The organism is Pseudomonas sp. AU12215, from assembly GCF_001675465.2.
In the GTDB taxonomy this organism is placed as follows: Bacteria; Pseudomonadota; Gammaproteobacteria; order Pseudomonadales; family Pseudomonadaceae; genus Pseudomonas; species Pseudomonas nitroreducens.
This window is the reverse complement of the sequence record NZ_MACM02000033.1, coordinates 1-3,368: the sequence shown is the minus strand read 5'-3', so window position 1 is coordinate 3,368 and position 3,368 is coordinate 1. Positions and strand designations below refer to the sequence as shown.

3 protein-coding genes and 1 pseudogene are annotated in these 3,368 nt (G+C 62.5%); all 4 read left to right on the top strand.

Annotation, left to right across the window (positions count from 1 at the left end; translation table 11 throughout):
* A partial coding sequence (locus A9513_RS09205; RefSeq protein WP_065084527.1) for a phage minor tail protein L occupies positions 1-719 on the top strand: 719 nt, incomplete at its 5' end.
* Positions 720-721: 2 nt separating this feature from the next.
* The gene (locus A9513_RS09200) at positions 722-1,483 is read left to right on the top strand and encodes a C40 family peptidase (protein ID WP_065084526.1); all 762 of its coding nucleotides are present in this window, start codon (positions 722-724) and stop codon (positions 1,481-1,483) included.
* 566 nt (positions 1,484-2,049) lie between these two features.
* A complete protein-coding gene (locus tag A9513_RS09195) occupies positions 2,050-2,628 on the top strand; it encodes a tail assembly protein (protein ID WP_065084525.1) in 579 nt (192 codons plus the stop codon).
* A 56-nt stretch (positions 2,629-2,684) separates the two neighbouring features.
* Positions 2,685-3,368 (top strand): annotated as a pseudogene (locus A9513_RS09190) (phage tail protein); the annotation flags it as partial.

Below are 3,368 nucleotides of genomic sequence, written 5' to 3'. Positions count from 1 at the left end.
TGGAGCCCGGCGCCGAGATCATGCTGTTCGAACTGGACGGCAGCGAGTTCGGCGCCGACGTGCTGCGCTTTCACGGCCATGCCATCCCGCACACTCCGCAGGAACTGGCAGCAGCCGGCGCCAACGCGGACCAGCTGCCGGCGAAGTCGATCTGGTGGCAGGGCGAGGAGTACGCCGCCTGGCCGGTGCAGATCAGCGGCATCGAGGCCAACGGTGATGGCACAGCTGTCCGCCCGAAGTTCTCGGCGGGCAACGTCGGCGGGCGCCTGACGGCGCTCTGCCTGGCCTTCGACGACCTGGCCAACTTCCAGCTGACCATCCGCGAGACGCTGGCCGAGTTCCTGGACGCGGAGAACTTCCCGACCGGCAACCCGGACGCTGACCCCACTCAGGAGTCGATCAGCATCTGGTACTTCGACCAGAAGACTGGCGAGGACAACCAGGTGGTGGAGTGGGAGCTGGCCAGTCCGGGCGACGTTGGCAACGAAGCGGTCGGCCGGCAGATGACCACGCTGTGCCATTGGTGCATGACCGGCGGATATCGTGGCCCCGACTGCGGCTATACCGGCCCTTATTTCGACATCGACGACAACCCGACCGACGACCCGGCGAAGGACCAGTGCGCTGGCCTCTATCGGTCCTGCAATAAGCGATGGGGGCAGGGCAACCAGCTGCCCTTCGGCGGATTCCCTGCCGTGTCCCTGATCGCCCGGAGTTGACCATGCGCAAGCAGATCCTGAACGCCATTCGGGCGCACGCGGCCGCGGAGTACCCGCGCGAGGCCTGCGGCGTGGTGGTCGCCGTCGGCAAGGCGCAGCAATACGTCCCGTGCCGCAACACGGCCAGCCAGCCGCAGGAAGAGTTCCGGATGCATCCGGAGGACTACGCCGCGGCGGAAGACCTGGGCGAGGTGGTGGCCATTGTGCACAGCCACCCGGACGCCACCAGCCGTCCTTCGCCGCACGACCTGGCCATGTGCGAGGCGTCTGGCCTGCCGTGGCACATCCTCAGTTGGCCGGAGGGCGACCTGCGGACGATCGCGCCGGCGGGCAACATCCCGCTGCTGGGACGCCCCTTCGTCCACGGCGCATGGGACTGCTGGCAGGTCTGCGCTGACTGGTACCAGCGGGAGTGGGGGCTGGAGTTCGAGCGCTTCGAGCGCCAGGACGGCTGGTGGGAGCAGGCTGACGGCCCGAGCCTTTATGAGCAGTACTTCGAGGGGGCTGGCTTTTACCAGGTCGACACGCCCCGGCGCGGGGACATGATCGTCATGGCGGTGGGCAAGACGGCGCACCCGAACCATGCCGGCATCTACCTTGGAGCCGACGGATCGCTGCCCGGGGAGGACAGCAAGGTATTCGGCTCAGGCCCGTTCCTACTCCATCACTTGCTCGGCAAGCCCAGCGAGGTAATCGTCTACGGCGGCAACTGGCACGAGCGGGCGCGGCTGGTGCTGCGGCACAGTAGGCATGATAAATTTTGACGCCTCGAATATGGAGGTTCTGTAAGCATGATTCTGGCCATGATCGCTATTAGCTTCGTACTAATTGCTCCCGTTTTTATATATTGCTCTATAAAGGCTCATGCTCGGGACGGGGAAGGGAAAATAGCAAATGCTCTTATCGTCCTTCTGGTCTTACTTTGCATTCCATGGGGCTGGTATTTTCTCTCATACAATAGTGCCGAAAATGTAAGTAAGCGAAATCTACAGGCCGAGCGTGCTGCTTGTATGAACTCAACTATGGCATTTGTAATGTCTCAGGGGTTTGTCAGACAGCGCTTGAAGTCGCCCGGGACGGCTGACTTTCCTACGATCACAAGCCCTGGCGTGCGCGTCGAGTACCTGCCTCAAGAGTCGGGTTGTAAACATGCTGTTCTCGCGTATGTGGATGCCCAGAATAGTTTTGGTGGCACAGTTAGAAATAGATATTCTGTGATCATGGAGAGAGTTAGTGGTGATGTCTGGCGTGCACATGATCTGATAATTCAGTAGTTTTATAGTTAGTCAAAAGCCCGCCTCGGCGGGTTTTTTATTGCCCCGGAGGGAGCATGCCAACTGCGCATCAAGCAACCATCATCAAGCTGTCCGGCCCGCTCATTCGCGAGTTCGGTCGTGAGCACCGGCGCCTGCTCGACACCGGTACTGTGCAGGAAGCGTTCAGCGCTCTGCGCAATACCCTGCCGGGCTTCAAGGAAGCTATCCAGCGCCTGGAGCGAATGGGTATGCGCTTCGCCATCTTCCGCAATCGGAAGAACATCGGTGAGGGGGACATGGTCGCCGGCGGTTCGCGAGAGGTTCGGATTGTTCCTGTGATCTCGGGGAGCAAGCGTGCCGGATTGCTGCAGACAGTCCTTGGCGTTGCGCTGATCGTCGCTGGCTTCTTCGCCAAAAGTCCGAACCTCATGATCGCGGGCGCCGGTATGGCGCTTGGAGGCGCGGCGCAGATGCTCAGCCCTCAGGCCAAGGGGCTCAGCCAGTCGGCCGCCCCTGAGAACCTGCCCAGCTACGCCTTCGGCAGCGCTAAGAACACCACCGCGAGCGGCAACCCTGTGCCTTACTGCTGCGGGAAACGTCGATGGGGCGGCGCGATCATCAGCGCCTCAATCTACGCCGAAGACAAGACCTGATCTGACCATTCGAAAACAGCCGCCGTGAGGCGGTTTTTTTATGCCTGGAGAAAAGCATGGGCGCCGACGTTCAGCAGCACCTCACCGGCCGCAAGGGCGGCAGCAGTAAGCCCAAGCAGCCGTCGATCGCGCGTGACAGCCTGCAGTCGGTGGCCACCGCCAAGATCCTGCTGGCAGTGGGTGAGGGTGAGTTCGCCGAGGGGCCGAGCGATCAGGACATCTACCTGGACAACACCCCGCTTGTGGACGCCAGCGGCAACGTCAACTTCCCCAACGTGAAATGGGAGTGGCGTAACGGCAGTGTCGACCAGGACTACATTCCCGGCATCCCCTCGGTCGAGAACGAGACCACGGTGAACGTGGAGCTGCGCAGTGACACCCCGTGGGTGCGTTCGGTGACCAATACCCAGCTGTCCGCCGTGCGCCTGCGCTTCGCCTGGCCAGCCCTGCAGAAGCAGGAGGCCAGCGGGGACGTGAAAGGCTACCGGATCGAGTATGCGGTGGAGGTGAGCACCGACGGCGGCGCCTACCAGCAGGTGCTGCTGGACGCAGTCGACGGCAAGACCACCAGCCGCTACGAGCGTAGCCAGCGAATCGATCTGCCGGCGGCGATCACTGGCTGGCAGATCCGCGTGCGCCGGATCACTCCGAACCAGAACAGCAGCCTGATCGCCGACACCATGCTGATCTCAGGCATGACGGAGGTGATCGACGCGAAGCTGCGCTACCCGAACACGGCG

Coding starts and splice junctions, on each gene's coding strand:
- A9513_RS09200 (WP_065084526.1), top strand. CDS start 722: ATGCGCAAGCAGATCCTGAACGCCATTCGGGCGCACGCGGCCGCGGAG.
- A9513_RS09195 (WP_065084525.1), top strand. CDS start 2,050: ATGCCAACTGCGCATCAAGCAACCATCATCAAGCTGTCCGGCCCGCTC.